Origin of the sequence: Lysinibacillus sp. RC79 (genome assembly GCF_041262405.1) — a bacterium.
Classification (GTDB): domain Bacteria; phylum Bacillota; class Bacilli; order Bacillales_A; family Planococcaceae; genus Lysinibacillus.
In genome coordinates this window covers 14,002-35,563 of the sequence record NZ_JBGCCD010000025.1, presented here as the reverse complement: position 1 = coordinate 35,563, position 21,562 = coordinate 14,002, and the positions used below count along the sequence as shown (strand labels likewise).

Annotated in this window: 28 protein-coding genes and 1 pseudogene; 24 read left to right on the top strand and 5 right to left on the bottom strand. The window is 36.0% G+C overall.

Features of this window, described 5'->3' with window-relative positions:
• Positions 1 to 396: 396 nt before the first annotated feature.
• From ABH968_RS19810 to ABH968_RS19790, 5 genes are all read left to right on the top strand, one after another.
• Positions 397 to 825 carry a GNAT family N-acetyltransferase gene (locus tag ABH968_RS19810; RefSeq protein ID WP_370046741.1) on the top strand — a complete coding sequence of 143 codons (429 nt, stop codon included), beginning with the start codon at positions 397 to 399 and terminating at the stop codon, positions 823 to 825.
• Positions 826 to 902: 77 nt separating this feature from the next.
• Positions 903 to 1,376 carry an ankyrin repeat domain-containing protein gene (locus ABH968_RS19805; protein WP_370046739.1) on the top strand — a complete coding sequence of 158 codons (474 nt, stop codon included), beginning with the start codon at positions 903 to 905 and terminating at the stop codon, positions 1,374 to 1,376.
• Between the two features lie 34 nt (positions 1,377 to 1,410).
• On the top strand, positions 1,411 to 1,626 hold the full coding sequence (locus ABH968_RS19800; protein WP_370046737.1) for an outer membrane protein assembly factor BamD: 216 nt from the start codon (positions 1,411 to 1,413) through the stop codon (positions 1,624 to 1,626).
• Positions 1,602 to 1,820 (top strand): hypothetical protein, encoded by a 219-nt coding sequence (locus tag ABH968_RS19795; RefSeq protein ID WP_370046736.1) that lies wholly within the window; start codon positions 1,602 to 1,604, stop codon positions 1,818 to 1,820. Before ABH968_RS19800 ends, ABH968_RS19795 begins: the two co-directional genes overlap by 25 nt.
• Before the next feature lie 419 nt (positions 1,821 to 2,239).
• Entirely contained in the window at positions 2,240 to 2,386 is a 147-nt protein-coding gene (locus ABH968_RS19790; protein ID WP_370046735.1) for a hypothetical protein, read from the top strand.
• Positions 2,387 to 2,566: 180 nt separating this feature from the next.
• Here the strand turns inward: ABH968_RS19790 and ABH968_RS19785 are convergent, their stop codons facing one another.
• Entirely contained in the window at positions 2,567 to 2,944 is a 378-nt protein-coding gene (locus ABH968_RS19785; RefSeq protein WP_370046734.1) for a VOC family protein, read from the bottom strand.
• A 254-nt stretch (positions 2,945 to 3,198) separates the two neighbouring features.
• Here ABH968_RS19785 and ABH968_RS19780 point away from each other — a divergent pair, with 254 nt between their 5' ends.
• The gene (locus tag ABH968_RS19780) at positions 3,199 to 3,648 is read left to right on the top strand and encodes a DinB family protein (RefSeq protein ID WP_370046733.1); all 450 of its coding nucleotides are present in this window, start codon (positions 3,199 to 3,201) and stop codon (positions 3,646 to 3,648) included.
• Between the two features lie 274 nt (positions 3,649 to 3,922).
• A complete protein-coding gene (locus ABH968_RS19775) occupies positions 3,923 to 4,267 on the top strand; it encodes a DUF4303 domain-containing protein (RefSeq protein WP_370046802.1) in 345 nt (114 codons plus the stop codon).
• Positions 4,268 to 4,325: 58 nt separating this feature from the next.
• Here the strand turns inward: ABH968_RS19775 and ABH968_RS19770 are convergent.
• Together ABH968_RS19770 and ABH968_RS19765 are read right to left on the bottom strand one after the other, a co-directional pair.
• Positions 4,326 to 4,478, bottom strand: a pseudogene (locus ABH968_RS19770) (DUF4177 domain-containing protein); the annotation flags it as partial.
• A gap of 317 nt (positions 4,479 to 4,795) precedes the next feature.
• The gene (locus ABH968_RS19765) at positions 4,796 to 5,248 is read right to left on the bottom strand and encodes a YoqH family protein (RefSeq protein ID WP_370046731.1); all 453 of its coding nucleotides are present in this window, start codon (positions 5,246 to 5,248) and stop codon (positions 4,796 to 4,798) included.
• A 956-nt stretch (positions 5,249 to 6,204) separates the two neighbouring features.
• Here ABH968_RS19765 and ABH968_RS19760 point away from each other — a divergent pair.
• From ABH968_RS19760 to ABH968_RS19735, 6 genes are all read left to right on the top strand, one after another.
• The gene (locus ABH968_RS19760; RefSeq protein WP_370046729.1) at positions 6,205 to 6,753 is read left to right on the top strand and encodes a hypothetical protein; all 549 of its coding nucleotides are present in this window, start codon (positions 6,205 to 6,207) and stop codon (positions 6,751 to 6,753) included.
• Between the two features lie 447 nt (positions 6,754 to 7,200).
• The gene (locus tag ABH968_RS19755; protein WP_370046727.1) at positions 7,201 to 8,262 is read left to right on the top strand and encodes a suppressor of fused domain protein; all 1,062 of its coding nucleotides are present in this window, start codon (positions 7,201 to 7,203) and stop codon (positions 8,260 to 8,262) included.
• Between the two features lie 211 nt (positions 8,263 to 8,473).
• Positions 8,474 to 8,692 (top strand): hypothetical protein, encoded by a 219-nt coding sequence (locus tag ABH968_RS19750; protein WP_370046726.1) that lies wholly within the window; start codon positions 8,474 to 8,476, stop codon positions 8,690 to 8,692.
• Positions 8,693 to 8,758: 66 nt separating this feature from the next.
• Entirely contained in the window at positions 8,759 to 9,253 is a 495-nt protein-coding gene (locus ABH968_RS19745; protein WP_370046725.1) for a hypothetical protein, read from the top strand.
• 127 nt (positions 9,254 to 9,380) lie between these two features.
• Positions 9,381 to 10,229, top strand: coding sequence for a metallophosphoesterase family protein (locus ABH968_RS19740; protein ID WP_370046723.1), 849 nt, complete (start codon positions 9,381 to 9,383; stop codon positions 10,227 to 10,229).
• A gap of 262 nt (positions 10,230 to 10,491) precedes the next feature.
• On the top strand, positions 10,492 to 10,965 hold the full coding sequence (locus ABH968_RS19735; RefSeq protein WP_370046721.1) for a hypothetical protein: 474 nt from the start codon (positions 10,492 to 10,494) through the stop codon (positions 10,963 to 10,965).
• A gap of 50 nt (positions 10,966 to 11,015) precedes the next feature.
• Here ABH968_RS19735 and ABH968_RS19730 read toward each other — a convergent pair whose 3' ends face one another.
• Entirely contained in the window at positions 11,016 to 12,167 is a 1,152-nt protein-coding gene (locus ABH968_RS19730; RefSeq protein WP_370046719.1) for an immunity 26/phosphotriesterase HocA family protein, read from the bottom strand.
• Between the two features lie 299 nt (positions 12,168 to 12,466).
• Here ABH968_RS19730 and ABH968_RS19725 point away from each other — a divergent pair, with 299 nt between their 5' ends.
• The 4 genes from ABH968_RS19725 (at position 12,467) to ABH968_RS19710 (ending at position 15,437) form a co-directional block, all read left to right on the top strand.
• Entirely contained in the window at positions 12,467 to 12,901 is a 435-nt protein-coding gene (locus ABH968_RS19725) for a GNAT family N-acetyltransferase (protein WP_370046717.1), read from the top strand.
• 10 nt (positions 12,902 to 12,911) lie between these two features.
• Entirely contained in the window at positions 12,912 to 13,391 is a 480-nt protein-coding gene (locus ABH968_RS19720) for a nucleoside 2-deoxyribosyltransferase (RefSeq protein ID WP_370046715.1), read from the top strand.
• 12 nt (positions 13,392 to 13,403) lie between these two features.
• Positions 13,404 to 13,721: a YbjQ family protein gene (locus tag ABH968_RS19715; protein ID WP_370046714.1), complete on the top strand. Its 318-nt coding sequence runs from the start codon at positions 13,404 to 13,406 to the stop codon at positions 13,719 to 13,721.
• Positions 13,722 to 14,459: 738 nt separating this feature from the next.
• A complete protein-coding gene (locus ABH968_RS19710) occupies positions 14,460 to 15,437 on the top strand; it encodes a helix-turn-helix transcriptional regulator (protein WP_370046712.1) in 978 nt (325 codons plus the stop codon).
• Between the two features lie 73 nt (positions 15,438 to 15,510).
• Here the strand turns inward: ABH968_RS19710 and ABH968_RS19705 are convergent, their stop codons facing one another.
• Positions 15,511 to 15,939 carry a hypothetical protein gene (locus tag ABH968_RS19705; protein ID WP_370046710.1) on the bottom strand — a complete coding sequence of 143 codons (429 nt, stop codon included), beginning with the start codon at positions 15,937 to 15,939 and terminating at the stop codon, positions 15,511 to 15,513.
• A gap of 93 nt (positions 15,940 to 16,032) precedes the next feature.
• Between ABH968_RS19705 and ABH968_RS19700 the strand changes: the two genes are divergently transcribed.
• From ABH968_RS19700 to ABH968_RS19670, 7 genes are all read left to right on the top strand, one after another.
• Positions 16,033 to 17,472 (top strand): AAA family ATPase, encoded by a 1,440-nt coding sequence (locus tag ABH968_RS19700; protein ID WP_370046709.1) that lies wholly within the window; start codon positions 16,033 to 16,035, stop codon positions 17,470 to 17,472.
• A complete protein-coding gene (locus tag ABH968_RS19695) occupies positions 17,447 to 17,722 on the top strand; it encodes a hypothetical protein (RefSeq protein WP_370046707.1) in 276 nt (91 codons plus the stop codon). Before ABH968_RS19700 ends, ABH968_RS19695 begins: the two co-directional genes overlap by 26 nt.
• Positions 17,723 to 18,309: 587 nt before the next feature.
• Positions 18,310 to 18,834 (top strand): TetR/AcrR family transcriptional regulator, encoded by a 525-nt coding sequence (locus ABH968_RS19690; protein ID WP_370046706.1) that lies wholly within the window; start codon positions 18,310 to 18,312, stop codon positions 18,832 to 18,834.
• Between the two features lie 86 nt (positions 18,835 to 18,920).
• Positions 18,921 to 19,343, top strand: a complete 423-nt coding sequence (locus ABH968_RS19685) for a DUF3995 domain-containing protein (RefSeq protein WP_370046704.1) — start codon at positions 18,921 to 18,923, stop codon at positions 19,341 to 19,343.
• 41 nt (positions 19,344 to 19,384) lie between these two features.
• Positions 19,385 to 19,996 (top strand): histidine phosphatase family protein, encoded by a 612-nt coding sequence (locus ABH968_RS19680; protein WP_370046702.1) that lies wholly within the window; start codon positions 19,385 to 19,387, stop codon positions 19,994 to 19,996.
• A 90-nt stretch (positions 19,997 to 20,086) separates the two neighbouring features.
• Positions 20,087 to 20,926 (top strand): D-alanyl-D-alanine carboxypeptidase family protein, encoded by an 840-nt coding sequence (locus ABH968_RS19675; protein WP_370046701.1) that lies wholly within the window; start codon positions 20,087 to 20,089, stop codon positions 20,924 to 20,926.
• A gap of 110 nt (positions 20,927 to 21,036) precedes the next feature.
• Positions 21,037 to 21,279 (top strand): hypothetical protein, encoded by a 243-nt coding sequence (locus ABH968_RS19670; protein ID WP_370046699.1) that lies wholly within the window; start codon positions 21,037 to 21,039, stop codon positions 21,277 to 21,279.
• Positions 21,280 to 21,562: the final 283 nt, after the last annotated feature.

Below are 21,562 nucleotides of genomic sequence, written 5' to 3'. Positions count from 1 at the left end.
ACTTTGAAGTGCTTTTCAAAACAACCCAAGTATTGCACCTACTGAAAGAGAGGTAATAATAAAAAGCTCAAGCGTCACAAAATAGCGGGGACACTCGCATTAAATACAATTTGAGCGATAAAAAATAGGATGATGCTCATAATCGATAGATGAATCAGTCCAGAAATATAATTATTTACCGCTCCTGTCCAAAGTAGTACTCCCCAACCCTATATGTTTTCCAAATATCACTGTTGTAAAACTCTACAAGAGATGTTGGTGTACCTATAATTGTACCCGTTGTAGCCTATCCAGATCACCATTAAATACCTTTATACAGATTTGAGAGATATTGTGTAATGAGAAAAGGGATATTAATATAGATTTAAAGAAGTGCAAAATTTGGGGGAATGAAAAATGATTTTACTTAAATATGGGGTAGAGGAAAACGAGCTAACAATGTTAAAAGAAGTTTATCAATCAGTAGGATGGATGAAACATGACGAACGCATCATAAAAAAAGTTTTCAATGCAAGTACACACCAAGTTTTCGCAGTAAAAGGTAATAAAATTATAGGTTTTGCGAGAGCTCTTTCAGATGGCATATTTAATGCTGCTATTTATGATGTTGTAGTACATAAAGATTATCAAGGAAGAGGAATTGCCAGAATTCTTTTAGAGGACATTATTAACCAATTAGAGGATGTTTCTTGTATTCAATTAATTGCAACAACAGGAAATGAACCTTTTTATGAAAAGATGGGATTCAAAAAATTAAAAACTGGTATGGCCATATACAAAAATCCACAACTAGCCGAGGAGTACTTGGAAAGTAATAATCATTAGAACAACGGAAGGAGGGCGGTTAGTTGAAGAGGACATTATAATAATAGAGAACAAATTGAAATGAAGGAGAAGAATATATGAATAATTTTATTGACTTATATGATTTGGTTGAGATGGACGGGTTTGAAGAAGTAAAAGAAATTTTAAACGAGAATGCTAGCTTAGCTTTAAGTAAAGATGAATATGGTTTTTCTTTACTTCATGCTGCTGTAAGCACCGAAAATCCAGAACTTGTTAAGTATCTAATTGACTTAGGTGTCGATGTAAATTCGAGAAATGATGAAGGTATCGCTCCGCTACATATAGTACTTTATCCTGAGGTAGCCGAATGTTTATTAGATAATGGAGCATTAATAGATCTAACTACAAATGATGGAGATACCCCTTTGCATACACAAGTTTCGGACGGCGAGGAACGTATCGATATTATTCAACTACTTCTAAAAAGGGGAGCAAACTCAGAAATTAAGAATATTTTTGGAGAAAATGCATTAGATATAGCTAAAAGCAGGGAAGAAACACTCATCATTAAAGAGTTATTAAAAAATTGAATAGTCAGGTTAGTGCTATAAAAGGAGGAGCAGATTGAAAAAAATAACACTAATTATTTCTCTACTGGCTGTTTTATTAATTATTTCAGGATGTTTATCTGAAATGAAAGGGCAAAAAATAACTGTTCAAAAACGAGTGGGTGAAGATGATATTTATGAAGACTATAAAGAAGTTACCCAAAAAAAGCAGGTCCAAAAAGCAATAGATATAGTAAAAAATGCTAATTGGGAAACTACAAAAAAGATATGAAGCGCGCTGCTGACTACCGATTTCAATTTCCATTTAAGGGTAGCAGTGAAGGCAAAATAGCGTCTTATTCGCTTTGGCTTAGTCCAGATGGTGAATATCTAGAGATTGTTACGGATAGTGATAAGTATGTGAAATTAACGAAGCAAGATTCAGAAGAACTATATGAAATTCTAATAGCAGAAAAATTAAATTAATAATAATTTCTTATTTTCGTACAACCTTCAATTGATATCATCCACTTCAAGTAAGTAACCACAACTTTTAACATCCTCTATCAGAAAAAGCTGTAGCGTACGGCATCGCTACAGCTTTGGTTATTGACTTACTTAGGTTAGTCAGTAAAGGCATTATATCATACAATAGGGCAAACTAAAAATAACAACAGCGATAACCGATGAAGTATTCAGTCACTGGGCAAACACCAAAGAAATCATGGAAATTTGTTCTCTTTTAATAGGTCGAAGATTATGATTTAAGTAAAAATTAACATCCTTAGGGGTATTTTTCATTTTATGAAATGCGCAAAATATTTTATTTTCTCTTGTCAATGTGGGAATATTTGTTCTATTATAGTGTCGAACGAATGTTCTTATCTTGATAAGGAGAGATGAAAGTGACTACTGCAGCAAAAATATATTTAGAACGTGATGAATTTGAGCTTGAGGAAATAGCGTACGCATTAAGCGAAGCAAAAGGAGAAGGCAAACATAAAGTTTTTACAGTTAATAAAAAAGAAGAGCCTTTACAGGTGTGGTCATGAAAATGGATGCAAATACAAAATTAATTCATATTCAAAATGACTTGGGGGATGTTCATAAAGTACATTTCTTAGATATTTTAGAAGTTGCAAATGCTGAATTTTGATCGTAAAAAATATGAATGTATTTACAAGATGAAAACCAGGAGCTCAATGTGAAGATGAGTCCTGGTTTATCTAAGCTTAATAGTTTGCAACTTCAATTAAATTATCATCTGGATCACGAATATAAACAGAAGTAATTGGTCCGACAGCACCTGTTTTTTGGATAGGTCCTTCTTCAATTGCAATTCCTAACTTCTTAAAATGATTTATTACATCCAGTAAAGGAACATCTGTTATTAAACATAAATCAGCACTACCAGATGTAGGCTTTGCAGCTTTTGGTTCAAATTCTTTCCCAACCTCATGTAAATTAATTTTTTGTTGTCCAAAACTAAGGGCTTTTCTACCCTCCCCAAATGTGACCATTTCCATTCCTAAAGCTTGTGTATAAAACGAGCATGTTTTATCAATATTTTTTACAGTTAAAACTAAATGATCTAAATGTGTTATTTTCATATTCGACCTTCCTTAAGATAATACTTATTTTATCCCGCATTAACGGGCAGTAAACCTTTAAAATTTAGAGAAAGCATGAAAAAGCCGATTGGTGACTACTAATCAGAGGGGATGACGAAACCCCGACTGATTAAACTTTCACTTTATTACCATTTTACTTGAATTGGAAAAAATATAGAATAACTTTTTGAAAGCGTATGTGGAGGCTATAAAAATTATAGAGGGAAATTCGATTAAAGAAGGGGAGTTGTCTCATGCTTTACCCATATAGAAATGACGCTAGAAAAACTTTAATTCCTTACTTAAAAAAGCTTGATAAAAATGATTGGTTTTTAAAATCCGATGTTTGTCCAAAGACACTTGCGTGGATTATTGCTCACATTGCCAGTAGTGAGGATTATTGGATTAATGAAATTGCCATGAAAGATAAATGTATTTTAAATCTAAACGAGGAAAGCTCATCGAAGGAAATATTGGATGGATATATTCAAATCAGGCATTATACTGATAAAATTTTACACTCGGTAAATATATTAGAGTTACATACTTTAATTGAGGTGCCAAATTTTAATGATGGGTGGAACCCCCCTTCAGAACCAACACTGAACTGGGTATTTAATCATGTATATATGCATGAAATCTATCATATCGGACAAATTGCACTTATAGCTCATCTTAATGGATTCCAAAAACCTTTATTTTAAAGCTATAAAATAATAAGAGATCTATAAATGAATAGGAATTATTAAACGTGGCGTAGTATCCGAGAATTGGCTCAAGAAACAAAATGGCCTTTGTATCTGGTAGAGAAAAATTTTACGAGGAGAGTAAACATGAAACAGAAAATCAAGTAAGCTGTACAAGAGGCTTATACTGCAATGTATAATGTCTTAAAGGATGATGCTGTTGTTTTAGTGACAGACGGAGATTGTGGGTGTCTTTATTTAACTATGGGGGACAGAAAAATCGCTACTTCAAATTGGTAAGGATTATGAGGATGACCCAAAAAAATACCGCTTTTTGAAGGACGAATATTTACACTACGATGATACAGATCTGCTAGCAAAGGTGAGTCGTGAGTTATTAGATAAAATATTGTATGTTGAAGATGAAGAATTTGTTGAACATAAAGTGATGGTTCATGAAGCGATGAGTGATACGATGTATGAATTGAAGCAGGAGGGTGTTATTGACGAAAACATTTTTGCATTTATTTCGGTGACTGATGATGATGACGATGAATATTTGGAGCTTTCGTCAGTGAAACGTTGCAATCCAAATCACCCGTCACTACCTGCATTTATTCGTAATTGGCAGCATTGAAAAAGTATTGTTTGTGGCGATTTTTAACTCTGAGCTATAATAAGTTGTAGTATATGTCCTAAATTTTAATGGGTCTCTCAAAAATCAGCTCGAAATAAGAAGCTGTTCCTATACCAGATGTTGCTAACTCGGGAGCTACTAATTGTATAAATCTCCAACCATCTTTTACCTTATCTTTAATAACATCTTGATAATTTAATAATGGTTTACTAGATAGCTTAGTGAATTGACTTTATTTTACACAGGATAGGAATGTATAAAAGGGTCACTGGACCAGAGTGACCCTAGCCAACAAATCAGGAGATGCAAAGCTAAATTAGCTTTACACTACTATTATTATGATTTGATAGCTATTTTGTATAGTGAATTGTCTGAGAAAAAAGATTTTAAATATAAAAAGCCGAATAGCATAATCGCACGGACAATTAAGGATGGAAATATATTGAGGCATTGGCGGAATGGTATTGGGATTAACCTCCACTTATAGATAGTTAGAGGTTTAATGCATGACACTGCTAATTGGATAAACTATTTACAGTTACTGATACTATTTGATAAAACACTTGGTCCGAGCTTCCCACTTTTGGAATTAGAGAGTCGTACTTGTACTTCAACGTTCTTCATTTCAGCTGTAATGGCATCAAATCTTCCTGCCCAAGTTGGACTTAATTCTTCTGAAGTTGGATAGAGTTTAAATCGCCAACTAATCTCTTTAGGAATAAATGCAAAGCCTTCATAGCCATCAAAATCTCCGTAAAATGAAGGTTCGGGAAGGTGTACAGCGAGGATACTTAAATTTGTCCGTGCAAAACTAGGTGGATTCAACTGCACTTTATAAATCAGTGCTTCGCCTTTTGCATTTTTCATGCTTTTATCAACTGGCTCCAATATTAAACTGCAAGGCATTGTAATCGCATTTGTTTGAACTGGAGATATAATAAAGGCAGCAAAAAAGCATGAAATTAGAAAATATTTTTTCATATAGCACCTCTTTTCATTTGCTGTGGTTAGTATGTCTCACTTTTTGCTTGAAGATGAAAATAAATGTTAACAAAGTTCAATATACGAAAAACCAAGAGAGCTTAATTGCCTTTTGGTCTTCTTTCTTGTAGAAGATGCATATGTCATTTTAGGGGTATATCAAGGTAAGTTTGAAATAGTGGGGATGTGTTAGGTGAAGTCACTAAATATTCTGATCAAGAAACTATATATAATGGAAACTTTTCAAATCATTATAGAGAAGGAACAAAATATTACGAAAAAGTACTTCTGAAGCGATAGCTATTCAAGAAGGGAATAGTTATCGCATTGCGAATCGCAAAGGGAAATATGGATTAGAATAACATATCATCTTCATTATGTACTATTTAACGTTAAAGTTGATGTTTTCCTGCATTATTTTCTTTCTCCCTTTCGATTAGTCCCATTCAAGTATTGCAACGATACAGACCGATTTGATTAGTAAAATAATATCGCACTATATATTTAATGGCTACTTGCATGCGCTATAATACAAGTGAACATAACAGGACCTATTAAAATCGGGAAGGCTAGAACCTGTATTGATTAGACCTTTGTAAATCTACAACCAATAACTTTAAACGAAATTCCGATATTATTCTTATTTAATTTTTAACGGTAAATGTATTATTAAAAAATATATGTAGTGTTACCTGTTAGGATTTATTCGTTTTCGGGTAAAATCGTCTGGACTGCAAATTCCTCCACATAAGAATAGAAATAGCTTCATATAAATAAAGGTAGCGAAAAAATAGATTCCTACAATTAATGGATTTATAAATTTCAAGAAAATCTTCAGTTTTTTCTAAGAAAAAGATTAACTTTTTATATATACTTATAAAAAAGGAAATTAATGAAACTATTTGAATATTTAAAACGTATTGGTAGTAGGAAAGAATATTGAAGTAGGTGAGGGAATGGCATACACCATTTACATAGTATTAACAAAAACAGGTACATTATTATCTAAAGCTATAGGCATGTATACTGGAAAAGAGATGAATCATGCGTCCATTGCTTTTGATGAGGAGCTCTTTGAAATGTATAGCTTTGGACGTCGACAATTAAACAATCCTTTAAGTGGGGGTTTTTTGCAAGAAGATGCAGAAAGAGGGCTATTTGAAACAGCTGATTGTGTAATTTATCGTTGTAGAATATCACACTATCAATACTTAGAGATGATGAAAATCGTACGTTATATGTATTGGAATCGTGATCGCTATAAATATAATTTTATTGGGCTCTTTGGCGTTATGATGCAAAAGGAGGTACGAAGAGAGCGTGCTTATTTTTGCTCACAATTTGTAGCGACTCTTTTAAAGGTTGGTGGGCTGAAAGTTTATCAAAATCCAGCATTAATGACACCCCACTGTGTCGCACAATTACCTTATTTAGAAAAAGTATATGCTGGGAAGCTTGCAGACTACTTACAAAGTGTACGTTCACCAGCAATGTTATACGGTTAAGGCGAAACCTCGAATCATTCTAATTATTTTTAACCCACGCTATCATAACGCCTCGGCGTATCTAGATATCCACCGAGGCTCCATACTTTATGGTCGCTCTAAGGACGCTGTCGCTACAGATGTCAAAGGACGTAGTAGCTTAAGTCCCACAAATTTACTCGAAGTCCACCACCGATTAATGAAAATATATCTATGCTGTTATGAAATTAAAGGTAGTCAAGTTGGGTATTATTCTCTTTAGAGTATATTATATACTTTAAAGTAGAATTCTAAAGGATTATAAAGTAAAAACATTCATAATGAAAAATAAATAGTTTTGTAGAAATGCTGGGTATGGAGGTGAAGGACGAGCATCTTGGTAGCCTGGCAGTCTGAAGGACCAAAGAAACGAGTCCGTAGATTACCTTAAACGTTCGAAAATCGAAAAATACATAGGAGGGGTTATTGATGAGCGAAGAATTAAATGCATTTGGTTGGGATGCGATTGATCAGGAATTATTAAAAGTTTATGGAGAACAGGAGCCGAAGCATTATGGCACTGTTATTCCATATTTATTAGGGGGCGAAGATCCGCTTGAAGGAATCAGTGCCTATAAGAGTGAGACACCAGTTCCACACTGGCATTTTGTAACTTATGGATTTTCCGAGTTATATGAAAAAGAATCAGAAGATGCTGAATACAGCGGATATGGGTTTGAGTTAACATTTCGTCTTGCCCGAAATGAAGATGAGGAGGAGCCACCAGCGTGGGCGTTAAATGTGCTACAAAACATGGGAAGACATGTTTTTAACAGTGGCAATGTTTTCAGATCAGGCGATTATTTGGATGCTAATGGTCCAATCTGCCAAGGGGCTGACACGCTTTTAATCGCGCTAGCATTTACGTTAGATCCCGAGTTGCCTGCTATTGATACACCAAATGGACAGGTGGAGTTTATTCAAATGGTAGGGATTACAGGCGATGAGCTTGAGGCGATGCAAACTTGGAATACTATCGGTGTGTTAAATGCAGGTCTTGAGTATATCCCGAGCTATGTTACTGATTTATCACGTGCATCTCTTTTACAGATTCCATCAATTGCAGAAGCAGTAGAACAAGGAATGGAGGAAGAAGGCTCTAATACCGGCTATTTATTTGTGGACCAACTAGCTTGGGAGCAGGGGAAAAAGGGATTGTTCAGCAAACAGCCTAATAAGTTAACGCTGGGGGCAAAGCAAGCGGGAATAATCGGCAAACTATTACGCGGACGGATTTTAAAAGGGAAAAGCTTAACCTTAGTTGGTCGAGAAATCCGGGTTATATTTGAGCCAGGAGAAAAATGTGGGTATAACGTGGAGGAAGAGGATGTTACCATAATTTTAAATGAAAATGCTGTTAAGGAACTCAATCAAAGCTTGATGCCGCAAGAACAAGAGTTTGAAGTATCCTCTATACCGGGGCTTTCCATTCAAATTGCAAAAACGTATATTAAAGATCAGCAAGGAAACGTTGTGGAAACAATCGGATGATAAAGTATAGTCTCCCGCTAAAAACGAACAGTATATCCAAATGATGTGCTTTAGGTTCTTAGTGGGAGATTTTATATTAATAATAACGTGGAAGATTAGCGGAGAGGGACGAAGAAAATCAATCGTTTAAATAATCTAATCTAATGCTCAAAGAGATAGATTTGAATAGACTAGAAAAAGGAAATTTATAAAATGTAGGAGATTTGTAAGTATGAGAGTAGATGCTGAGCTTCGCGAGCAGTTAAAACAATTGAAGATTGTAAGTGAGCAGACTGCAGAATGGATAGATATTGAAATGTTTAACTTCTTTCAGCGACTGTCCAAACATCCGCTGAAAGAGTTAAAGCCTCCGGCGGATGTCACGGAATCGGAAAGGAGTGCTTTGTGCAAGCACAAAGCCGATTCCGGACGCAATTATGCCGAGGCATAATTGATTCCAGAACTTTTAGAACGTGAGTAGCTAGGATAAAGCATCAATCCTGATGGTAACTCTCTTATGATTGATGAAGAGCGGTCGTGGCATGCTGATTGGCTTGTGATTGGGCATATAAAACTGACAGGTGATCCGATTATTATAGAGACAGCAGAGCCTGGGAAACCAGTAGCTGTTCTTATGCATGGCATGGGAGACTGGAATGCAGGTCGTTATCTAGCTGGTTCAGTATTAAATTTTCAAGAAGCTATACAGCAAATTATAGAGCTAATTGGTCAGAAAAACGATAATCAATTGACTTGCAAAATAACTTGTATGGAGCTTGAACAAGTAATGACAAGGATTGTGTCAGCAAATGAATACGCCGATAAAGATTTATGGGAGTCTCTATTAGACCCTGCTTTTCAAGCGGCTCAAGGCATGGAGGCTGATTTAATCAAACAAGTGTCGATGATGAACAAGTGTGGAATGGCTATTAAAGAAATTGCTGGCGATTTAAAGCTACCATTGAAAGAAGCGTACGATTATTTGAAAAAGGCGAAAGAGCTTCAAAGTTAAAGTTGTAAAAAAGAGCGTGGACGGAGTACAGATTTTATGTCAATGACAACCTGGAGAGGTATAGATGGTTATCCGCATAAAAAGATGAAATACTATTTTGACTCCTATCTGTAAGGAGGGTGTCTAAATGAAGAAACATACGAAAAGAGCATTGAAAATCGTTGATATTGCCAAAGAGCCTTTAGAGAAATTACCATACATGATCGCTGCATCAAAGGGAGCGGGTATTTCTTGTGAATATCTTCCTATTTATTGGGGAGAGATACTTGGAATGCCGGAGGAGTTGGATGCACTAATTATTGCTTCTGATTTACAAGGAATTGTAGGTCATAAGCAAGAGCAGGTAGAAGAAGCCCAAAAGTTACTGGGTGAGGAACTTGCGGAAGTGCTTTCCCTTTTGTTTCAAATCCATTTACCAGATTTGGACCCAGCAAAGGTGATGGTTTGCTTATGTGGAGATTTATACACTGATCTAATCAAAAGAGGTGCTAGCGGTAATCCTTTGCCTGTATGGAGAGCTTTTCAGAGTCAATTTGGATTTGTCACAGGCATCGCAGGAAATCACGACCTATTGACGAATAAGGAACAAGTTGAATTGGATTCTACCTCAGGTATCCATTACTTCTCGGATGGGGGTACGATCATGTATGCAAAACTTGCAGTTGCAGGACTCGGAGGAATCATCGGTAGGGCAGATAAACCGAATCGGATGGGAGAAGCCGATTATTTGGCAAAACTCAGAGACATTATAAGACATGTTCCCGACATCCTGCTACTTCATGAAAGTCCGAAGATTAGCTCACAAGGTCTGTCTGGTAATCCAAATATTTGGAATGAACTACAGAATGCTGCTGAGCTTTTGGTCTGCTGCGGTCATGTTCATTGGGATAAACCACTAGTTGAAACGAATGATGGGCTACAGATTTTAAATACGGATGGTCGTGCTTTTATCTTTACAGCCGCAACACTAGATTAGAAATAACGGAGTATTTCACTTAAAAGGTTGAGATATTCTAAAGAATAGATACGATAAATCCTAAAAAGGTGGAAATCCAACTTAGCGTTTCTAATCAATTCTTTAAAGTGATATTGGAATTGGCATTTCGCCTTCATGTAAGGAGTCTATTTCCTCTTGAAATCTTGTAGTGATGAAGGGAGGAAAGCTCTTTACTTTTAGGAAATGGGAACAGAATTGTGCAATAGCTTATTAACATTAATTGTAAAGGGGGAGATTGCATTTGGAGTATGAATTTTGGATAATGGCATCTATTGGAGAATTAGTTTATTATCCAGATGAATGGAAAGATGAATATATTCCTCACCCAAACTTCCAAGCGATTATGGATGCAAGTGGTATCAGTGTACCAATCGAGGCTATTTACGAATGCTACTATAAACAGCCTGTACATACCGGTCATGTACTAGTGTTTTCTAATCAACAGAAGCCAGGTACGTGTATTGTTTTTGACACTTATCGAGACATAACGGATCAAAGCGATATGATTAGATTCGGATGGAGAATCAGTGGAAAAGAAACTATTGAATCAGTAAAACAATTATCACGGCAACTTTATGATGAATGCGAAGATGTCACCGTATTTTACAAGGAAGGCCAGTCTGTTCTCTACGAGGTACTGAAAGAAGAAAACTATCCACTTAAAATTTATGATAAAAAGGTATTTAAACAGCAAATCAAAAGGTACATAGTTTGAGATAACTGTTCTGTTATCTCAAACCACACTACATGTATATAGCCATTTCTTTATTTACGGGAAGATAAGTAATCCAAATACTCTAACCTAGTGAGCCCACCTGTTTGACGATTGAATTCATCATATGTAATATCCTCTGGTAAGCCAAATTCCGCAAGTGCCTGCTTGCGTTCCTTAGCATATAACGGATGCTCCAGTGAACGTAACATTGCTTGTTCTCTGGTAGTATCAAACCATTCGACGTTGATTCCTGCACATACGCCATAATTAGAAAAACGACTTGCTGTCTTAAAAGAAGTTTCTTTTTCTGACTTACTAATTGTTCCTGTTCCCCAGGAAAGGCGGTAGCATTTTTCTTTTTCATAATCGATGTTTATACCATAACCAAGTGGTAATAGAATATCTGTTTCGGTTAGCGTTTTGTGTCCAACTTTATCGTAGCCACCTCGCATAAAATGATCGTCCATGACAATCAAGGTTTGTTCAGCTAATGGAGCGGATGTAATATGCTCTATACTTGGTAAGCGATTTATTGTTTTGAATAGATAAGGTCGAATAAAAAGCGGCATCGTCATTACATCATTCCATAGGCTATTTTCTGAAAACAAACCATCTTTTTGCATTTGGCGTAAATCACCGACGACAAGCACATAGCCATCTGTGAACAAATCAATTTCAACTCGGAAAATATCTCCTGGAACAGCTTTATAGCGCAAGCTTTTTTTCCTTGAGAGTTTTTCCAACTTCTCACCATAGTCTGGAGGTAAATATGATGGAAACTGATGTAGCCACTCAAGGATTTCCTCCTTACTTGTTAAATTCTTCGTGTTTGTCAGTGGCAGTTCGAAAAAGGTCTTCGCATTGCGAGCGATAATGTAGCCAGATGGCTGATCCCCGGTACGTACGCCAGCAGAGAAAACAACCCCGTTCGCTTTAACGCTGGAAATATGGGTATAATTCATTTTCTTCTCTTTACCGCGTGCAGTTTGAGGAAGAATTACTTCACGATTTCGTGTCGTGATCTCTACATCCGATTCTTGATAAACCTGCTCACTAACCGAGATACGTTTTCGAATGATATCACCATCCATGCAGATGAAATAATCACTTCGTATTTCAATCGTATCCCAATGCTCTTCTATTAGATGTAGTCCAAAATAAGGACGGAGCATATTTGTTAGCCAACTGTTGATATGTGCCATGAGATTACCTCCTATTCATGTGATAAAATTGATCAATGGATTATGTCAAGTATACAGAATGCTTCTAGCTACGAAAATATTTCATATAAAAATATCCATGAAATAGTTAATTTCGATTATTTAAAATGATCGCACTGGGGAAGAAGGTAAGCATAAACCCTTAGGACTTGTATGAGGGCCACCATGGGTTTTCTTCAACTTTGAAACTTTTTCAGAAAACTAACTATACTGCAATGTTCAACCTTATCGCAAAACCTTTTCTGCTATAATTAATGACAGTAGAGATGGGGGTGATGAAGATGCATATCGTTACAATTGAAGGCGTGCCATATGATTGGTTGAAGCAATTACAGGAGATTCATGCACATGTATTTGATGGAGAAAATCTCCCACTAGAAAAACTAGAATACAAAGAAGGACTTATTTGTTTATTAGCAGTAGAGAATGAAGTTATCATAGGCTTTAAACTAGGTTACACACACCCTGATGGCGTTTTTTATAGCTGGTTAGGTGGTGTCCATGAAAAGAAACGGGGTCAAGGAATTGCCAGTCAATTAATGAGGCGACAGCATGAATATTTACAGGCACTTGGCTTTAAAAAAGTTCGTACATATGGTAGAAATGAGCGAAAAGCAATGCTCATCACAAATCTTAAACACGGATTTGATATTGTTTCAACTTTTGTAGATAAAAAAGATCGACATAAAATAGTGTTTGAAAAAACATTGGAATAGGAGTTTTATTATGAAGGCATACTTAGCAAATGGATTATTTTCTTTAGGAGATCGTTTAGTTAACGAGCAGCTCGCTGCAGCAATTAGAGAGGCAGTACCAGGCATTGAATTATATGTGCCACAGGAGAATGATGCGATAAATGATAAAACGTCTTATGCAGATAGTTTGGCGATTGCGCAAGCAGATTTAGAGATGCTGCAAAATAGTGATGTATTAGTAGCCGTTTTAGATGGAGTTGAGATTGATTCAGGTGTAGCAGCAGAGATTGGTGCATTTGCGATGCTGAATCGACCAATCGTAGGCGTATTTACAGATGTTCGTCAACAAGGCCGGGACAATATGATGAAAATAGAGGCACTTGTACGGGACGGAATTGAAAATCAGTTTGTTTATCGTAATTTATTTGTTATTGGCTTGATTAAGCGTACGGGAGTGATTACAACTTCCATTGCTGAAGCTGTTAGAGCCGTTGAAAAATATAAAAAATAGGAGGAATTTTGTATGTTACTATCAACAACAGATATTGTAGCGGGGAAAGAAATTGTAGAAACTATAGGTTTAGTAAAAGGCAATTCGGTACAAACAAGAAATATTGGTCGCGATATGATGGCTGGACTACGCAATATTGTCGGAGGAGAGATGAAGGAGTATGCAGAAATGCTCACTCGCTCGCGAGAAATAGCCACACAAGCTATGGAAGAAGAAGCAAGACAACTAGGAGCAAATGCAATTGTTGCAATAAGATTTTCTACATCATCTGTCATGGATGGTACATCAGAAGTATTAGCATACGGAACTGCAGTAAGAGTAAAGGAATAATCCGGTAAAGACTTCGATCAACAAGATTTTAACAAATGGTCAATGAAATTGTGTGAATGTTGTCCTTAAAATGTGAGTAATTTCCGTCTAGGCTACGCACTTTCGCATAGATACATTGTTGCTGCCGCTACGTTTATACTACGCTTTTGCACAGATAAACATCATTGTTGCTACCGCTTCGCTTTCGCACAAAAATTCATTTTGCTGAAGTTTCGTTTTATCTCAATAAATTCTATGTGAAGTGGTTGATTGGAGTGGAGACTGAGCGACTCCTCGGGGATTAGCAATAGAGGAACGAAGGCTAAAACCATCACGTCCTGTGATAACGCCTTCGTGACCAACATCGGTGCTGCTGCCGCTTCGCTTTCACGCAAAAAACATCTGTTGGCCCGAGACCCTGGAGCGAGCAGCGCGAGTGAAGCGGCTCATCGGACGCCCCCAGGAAAGCGCTCAGTCGGAACGGAAATCAACCCCTCGCTTTGCCGAAGAGCAATACTTTATTTAACATGACTTCTGTAATTTCATTTGACATAATAAAAAGGACTTCAATCACCTAGATTGAAGTCCTTTTTATCTGCTAATACGGGATTAACTGTAAAAATAAAGTGAATTATAACAAAAGTATAGTATGTCGTGCCAATTATACCAATAAAATAGAAATTTCGTAGTTAAAAGGACTAATAGTGTCCAACTCTTTTTGTATAATAGAGAAGTAACTTTGAAGAAAGAGTGGGATATATGGTAGATTCACAACAAAACAAGGGCTATCGCGTCATTTCGATGTTTGACAGACTGATGGATGGTCAAGGAATTAACAAAAAACAAGAAGCATTTACACATAATGTTGGTGAAAAAACCATACAACGGGATTTGAATGAAATTCGAACGTATCTAGAAAAAGCTAAATTGGATTGCCATTTAGAATATGTGCGGACAGAAAATGTGTACAGGCTGACAAATAAAGGGGAAAGTATTTTATCGAAGGAGCAAGTTTTAGCGATTGTTAAAATTCTCATCGAATCAAGAGCACTGCTAAAATCAGAAATGAGTGATATTATCGATAAGCTTATTTCGATTGTTGCGGCCGATAAGCAGGAGTTTATTCATAATATTATTTTAAACGAAAAGCATTTGTACGTAGATTTAAATCATAAAAAGTCTCTATTGCATTTAATTTGGGTTCTTTCAGAGGCGGTTCAAAAAAAGAAAATCATTAAAATTGATTATTTACGTGAAGGCGAAACAATTCCTACAGAAAAGATTTTAAAACCACTCGCCGTCATTTTCGCAGAATACTACTTTTATTTAATTGCTTATGATAATAAGCACGAAAAGGATTTGCCCATTGTCTATAGAGTCGACCGAATACAACATTTTCTTGAGCTTGATAAAAAATTTCAAATACCATATGCCGAACGTTTTCAAGAAGGAGAATTTTGCAAACGTATTCAGTTTATGCACGCTGGCGAGCTGATGCGAATGAAATTTATCTTTAAAGGAACATCTCCGCAAGCTGTATTAGATCGTTTACCAACGGCAAAAATAGTATCCAAAAAAGATGGGCAATATTTATTTGAAGCAGAAGTTTTTGGACATGGTATTAAAATGTGGCTGCTGAGCCAAGGAGCAAACATTGAAGTGCTAGAGCCAATTGAGCTAAGAGAAGAGATCATTGAAACCATTCAATCGATGCAGCAAAATTATCGCTACATATAAAAACAAAATAGAAGGTAAAAATCCGCGTAAAATCAAATCAAAGCGGATTTTTACCGTTTAAGAATGATATTTTCTAAAAAAGATCCTCAAAAAACACCATATTAAAATTATCTAAAAGCTTGTAATCTTTCATATAGTTTTCCTCATACAAATAAACGAATAAATGCTTTGAGTCATCTAATCGTATGCCTATTTCTTGGTTATCATTATTACGTAATGTTAACCAATAAGCCTCGTCATAATCTGAATTGGAAAAATAGACTTTTCGAAGTGGCTGATCTTCAAATTGCTGCATTATTTGATTGATTGTAGTTAAATCTGTAATAGTGATAGTTTTGTGATCAGAGGAACGGATCAATTCAATTTCATTAATTTGTTTAATATCAAATCGTTCAATTACCTCTTTATTAAAAGTTGAATCGCGAGTTAAAAATATGGTTGAAGCATATAAAATGAGAAGAGGTAATAGGATGCCAATTAATATTTTATATCGTTTTTTCATGTTAAACTCCTTGAATTCTAAAAATTCGCACATATGTATTCTTTTCCACGCTATAATTGAGCATATACTGAATGGATAAAGGATGGCAATCAAATGACACATAATTATGAAGAAAAAGAGATATTGTATCCAGATGGTACATTAATGTATCGTGGCGGTGTGAAGAAAAATGACTTTGGTCATGACATTTATGATGGAAAGGGTACGCTATTTGACCAAGAAGGGGAGCTGTTATTCGAGGGAGAATTCGTCAATCATTTGAAGCAAGGTAACGGCATCATGTATTTAAAAGGACAAATGATTTATCAGGGCGAATTTATTCAAAATAAAAAACAAGGTAGTGGTATTTTATATAAGGATGATCAGGTATATTACGAGGGACATTTTCGTAATGATTTAATGGAAGGTTACGGGATATTGTATTATGAGGAAGATGTTATGGCTCCATTTAAAGAGATTCGTACACAGTATCCGCATTTAAATCAGCCACAATATGAGGGTGATTTTGTCCATGGCATGAAGAAAGGCAAAGGAAAACAATACTATCCAAGTGGTTTTTTACAATATGAAGGTGATTTTATCTGGAATCATATGCAAGGTGCTGGAAAGCTTTACTTCGCACCAGAATCGCCAAGTGCTGGGGAGCTTGCAAATGGTGTAACATCCCTTCAGTACGATGGCTATTTCTTTGAGGATATGAAGCATGGAAAAGGTAAGAACTATTCCAGACAAGGTGTACTTGAATCGGAGGGGCAATTTAAAGAGGATGCGATGACAGGACAGGGTACTCTTTATTATGCTAATGGACAGGCTTCTTATATTGGGGAACTTGTAAATGGAGAAAAGCACGGTCGAGGAGATTATTTTAATGAAGAAGGAAAAATTATTTATAGTGGTGAATTTATTAACGGGGAACGTTTACGAATTACACCAGAAATAGAACAGGAGATTGAAAAGTTACAGAAGCAGCTGGATGGACTTGTAGGACTTCCAAATGCCAAAAAGGAATTACATAATCTAATTAACTTCATAAAAATTCAAAGTTTGCGTGTCGATCATGGTTTAACAAGCTTCCCAATAACATATCATCTAGTATTCTCTGGAAATCCAGGTACAGGAAAAACAACAGTAGCGCGTATCATAGGCCAAATATATAAGCATCTTGGTGTACTTTCAAGCGGGCATTTTGTGGAAACAGATCGTGCAGGCTTAGTAGCAGGATATGTTGGCCAGACTGCTTTGAAGGTCCAGGAAGTTGTGAATAAAGCAAAAGGTGGCGTACTTTTTATAGATGAAGCCTATTCACTAATCAATGATAAACAGGACGCATTTGGTAAAGAAGCGATTGATAGTTTATTAAAGGTGATGGAAGATTTACGCGATGATTTAGTTGTTATCGTTGCTGGATATACAGAGCTCATGGAGGAATTTTTGCTTGCCAATCCAGGATTTAAATCCCGCTTCAACCATTTTGTGCGGTTTGATAATTTTAGCACAGATGAGCTTTATGATATTTTTTGCCATGCTTTGTAAAAATAATGATTACCAGTATGGTGACGTATTTGCATACCATATGAAGGAGCAATTGCATCAAATTCCAGTTGAATCAATTCCAAACTTTTCGAACGGTCGTTATATCCGAAATTTATTTGAAAAGCTCGTGACCATTCAATCAAACCGTCTAATTCAACAGAAAGACATTACGAGAGAAGAATTAATGGAGTTTACAGAGAAAGATATTTTACTAGGCATAGCAGAAAGTCTATTTGATAATACATTTTAACTTCTTTCAGCAAATGTTTTCTGTAGCGAAAGCAAAGCGTCAGCTACAAATGTCCGCTGAAACAGAGGAACTCAGTCTAAAAACAAGTTGCTGACGCTGCGTTAGCACTACGCTTTCGCACAAAAAACATCTGCTGCTGACGCTTCGCTTTCGCGCAATAAACATCTGCAGGCCTAAACACAAAGCCGATTCCGGACGCAATTATGCCGAGGCATAATTGATAAGTTGTCATTGAGGTCAAGGGATTAATAAAACTTGGCCTCAGCTGTAGACAAAAAAATATGATCAATAGACAAAGTTGATCTTCACTCTTAGTCACCATTTTCCGCTAATATCAACGGTTCCTCGTTGCTACCTATAAGCGATCTTTTCGATATTAAATGAAAAAAGGAGAGAAAGATGAAAAAACTTTTAGCTATTATATTAGTATGCGCATGTATTTTACCAAGGGTAATGACTATAAATATTACGATTGACAATAACATTAAAGTTCATAAAAATAAATAGATTAAACAATTTACAAAAAATGAAATTAGTAGTAATCTAAAATAAGAACATACGCTACCGTATTTTACTGGAGAGATGACATGCAATTAACGAGGGAAGATTGGATAAAAGCAGGCTTACAACAATTAGCTGATGAAGGAATACATAAAGTTCGCATCGAAGCACTTGCTCGATTACTAAAAATAAGTAAAGGGAGCTTTTATCACTATTTCCGTGACCATCAAGAGCTGTTAGATTCTATGCTCGACTATTGGGAAGTACATGCAACAAAGCTGATTGTTCAAAGTATGGAGCAACAGGATGCCTCATTAGAACAGCTATTACAAATTAGTTTTAATCGAGATAAAAAAATGGAAATTAGTATTTATACTTGGGCAAAATATGATCCTGTTGTTGCAGCACGCTTAGTGGATATTGAAGAACAAAGAATTTCTTGTGTTGCGAAATTGTATCAAAAAAAAGGCATAAACAATGCTGAATCGATAGATAGAGCGAGACTTGCCTATTTAACGTATGTAGGATGGATGACAAGGTTTGAAGAAAATCCTAATTTTGATCTTGATAAAATGGTTGAGCTTTTAATACACGATTATAAATGTCCCTAATATGGTTATAGAACCTGAAGGGACAAAATTATTACCATAACATACGGTAGTGTATGTTTTAGGATTGCGACATTGGAGGTAAATATATGAAATCAATTTTACCATTATTAGCTGTAGGGATTCTGTGGTTTATCAGTTTTTTGCATATGTATTGGGCTTTTGGAGGTCGATGGGGTTCTACCGCTGTTCTTCCAGTAAGAGAGGGAGAACATAAACCTGCATTTACTCCGAGAAAATGGGGAACATTATTCGTAGCCATTCTTATTCTATTTGCTAGTATCATTATCGTTGTTCAAGGTGATTATTTGCAGAGCTTTCAAGCAAATAGTCCATCTAAAATCGGAAGTATCGTCTGTGCTATAGTTTTCACTATTCGGGCGATTGGGGATTTTAATTATGTTGGATTTTTTAAAAAAATAAAACATTCACAGTTTGCTAAATATGATACTTGGATCTACAGTCCATTATGTTTGTTCTTTGGATTTGTCTATATCATTCTATTGTTTTAAAATGAGTGACAGCGGGGGAGAAATTATAGGGGGAAACAATCTTGAATCAAACAATATACTTACTTCGTCATGGTGAAACTGAATTTAATACACAAGGACGATACCAAGGAGAGCTCGATTCTCCATTAACAAAAATGGGTGTTCATCAAGTACAACAAAATGCACAAATGCTGAAAAGTTTAATTGGAAATCCTAATGAATGGAAAATTTTTTCAAGTCCATTAGGAAGAGCCATGCAAAGCACTGAAATAATTTGTGAAACAATTGGATATGATTTAAAGAATGTTGCAAAAGATAATCGTTTAACCGAGGTTGCAGTGGGACAGTGGGCTGGGTTAACAACGAAAGAAATTGAAAGTTCTTGGCCCAATCTTTTTCATAACACAGACGTGTATAATTGGTATTTTAATGCACCTAATGGAGAAGCTTATGACTCAGTAGTGAACAGACTAAGTGCTTGGCTAGAAGACATTCAACATATACCGAAAGTGATTGCTATTTCACATGGTTTAACAGGTCGTATTTTACGAGGAGTATATGCGGATTTAAAAAAGGAAGATGCACTGAAGCTAGAAGTATCTCAAGATGTATTCTTTAAATTAGCGAATAAAACGATAACGAGAATTTGTTCAGATTTCGATGATTTTTATTAATAAAAAATCAGCTTTAAGAATTTCTTCATAAATTTCCTACAGGAATATTCATAAATGCCCCCTATTATAATGAGTGGGGGGCGTTTTTTTATGAAAAAATTTGTCTTATTTTGTTTTATATGTGCGGCTGCATTCTTTTTTTATTATACAAATGACACAACAACAGAACAGGTGCAAATAGAGCTACCTTCATTGCATAGTAAAAATGCTTTGCTGCTGAATGAAAAAGGAGATGTATTATACGAAAAAAATGCAGATGACATTATTTATCCTGCATCATTAACGAAAATTATGACAGCGATTGTTGCCATTGAAATGACTACTGATTTGCAGAAGCAAACAATCGTTACACCACAAACGATTTCTAAATTTACTGCTCAAAATGCTTCCATGGCGGGCTTTAAGGCAGGAGATTTTGTAACGATAGAGGATTTATTATATGGCACACTGCTTGCTTCTGGGGCGGATGCTACAGGAACACTTGCGGATACAATGGCAGGTAGTGAAGAAGCATTTGTGACATTAATGAATAATAAAGCGCATGAATTAGGGTTGAACGATACCCATTTTGTCAATGTCAGCGGATTACATGATCCTGCTCATGTCTCCAGTGTCCGTGATATAAGTAAACTATTTCGTTATGCCATTAAAAATCCTACCTTTTATCAAATCTTGACTTCGAGAAGTTATATGACACATGTCCCAAATGAATTAACGATAACAAGCTCACTTTTAACGAAAATACCAGGTGGAGAAGGTTCAATATTGGGAGGGAAAACGGGCTACACACCTGAAGCTGGTCTTTGCTTAGCCTCTATTATCGAAAAAGATGGGAAACAATATATTTTCGTGACGACGAATGCGAATGGGCAGGCTTGGACACCACCATTCCATATTGAAGATGCTCTTACGGCGTACGATGCGCTATAGGAGGAAAAAATATGAAAAAAATAATAACTTTTTAATCGTTTCAACCGTCATATTTATAGGGTGCATTGCACAAGTACCTGAAAAAAAGGCGTCTTGGGAGCCTTTGACAAATGAAAGTTGGCAAAAAAGCTAACACGGTATTCATGCTTGGGGATACAATCAATCATTTTCATTTAAGTGGGGAGGTGTTACGTGTCGTTTATAAAAATGACAATAAAGCATTAAAATGGTATTCATCATCTACTTCGAGGAATAAAGCACTTGTTTATAATGCAAAGATGGGCGGAATTTTAGTTCCAATTGCCAAGGGATACGGTTTTGAGATAGACAGTAAATGTTTTAAATTACCATAAATGTTATAAATTACTTAAATGGTTAAAACGTATGCCATGGTAATAAGTTGATTGTAGTGGAGGCTGAGCTACTCCTTGGGGATCAGCGTCACAGATGAGACCCTGGAGCGAGCAACGTGAGTGAAGCGGCTCATCGGACGCCCCCAGGAAAGCGCCCAGCCGGAACGGAAATCAACCCTACGTTATGGTGATGAGCCAATTTAATCACAAAAACTAGTTGATTCCTACTATTTCCTGGTAGAATTTATTATTCTATAATTAGAGTCGAATCCTATACTTTTAT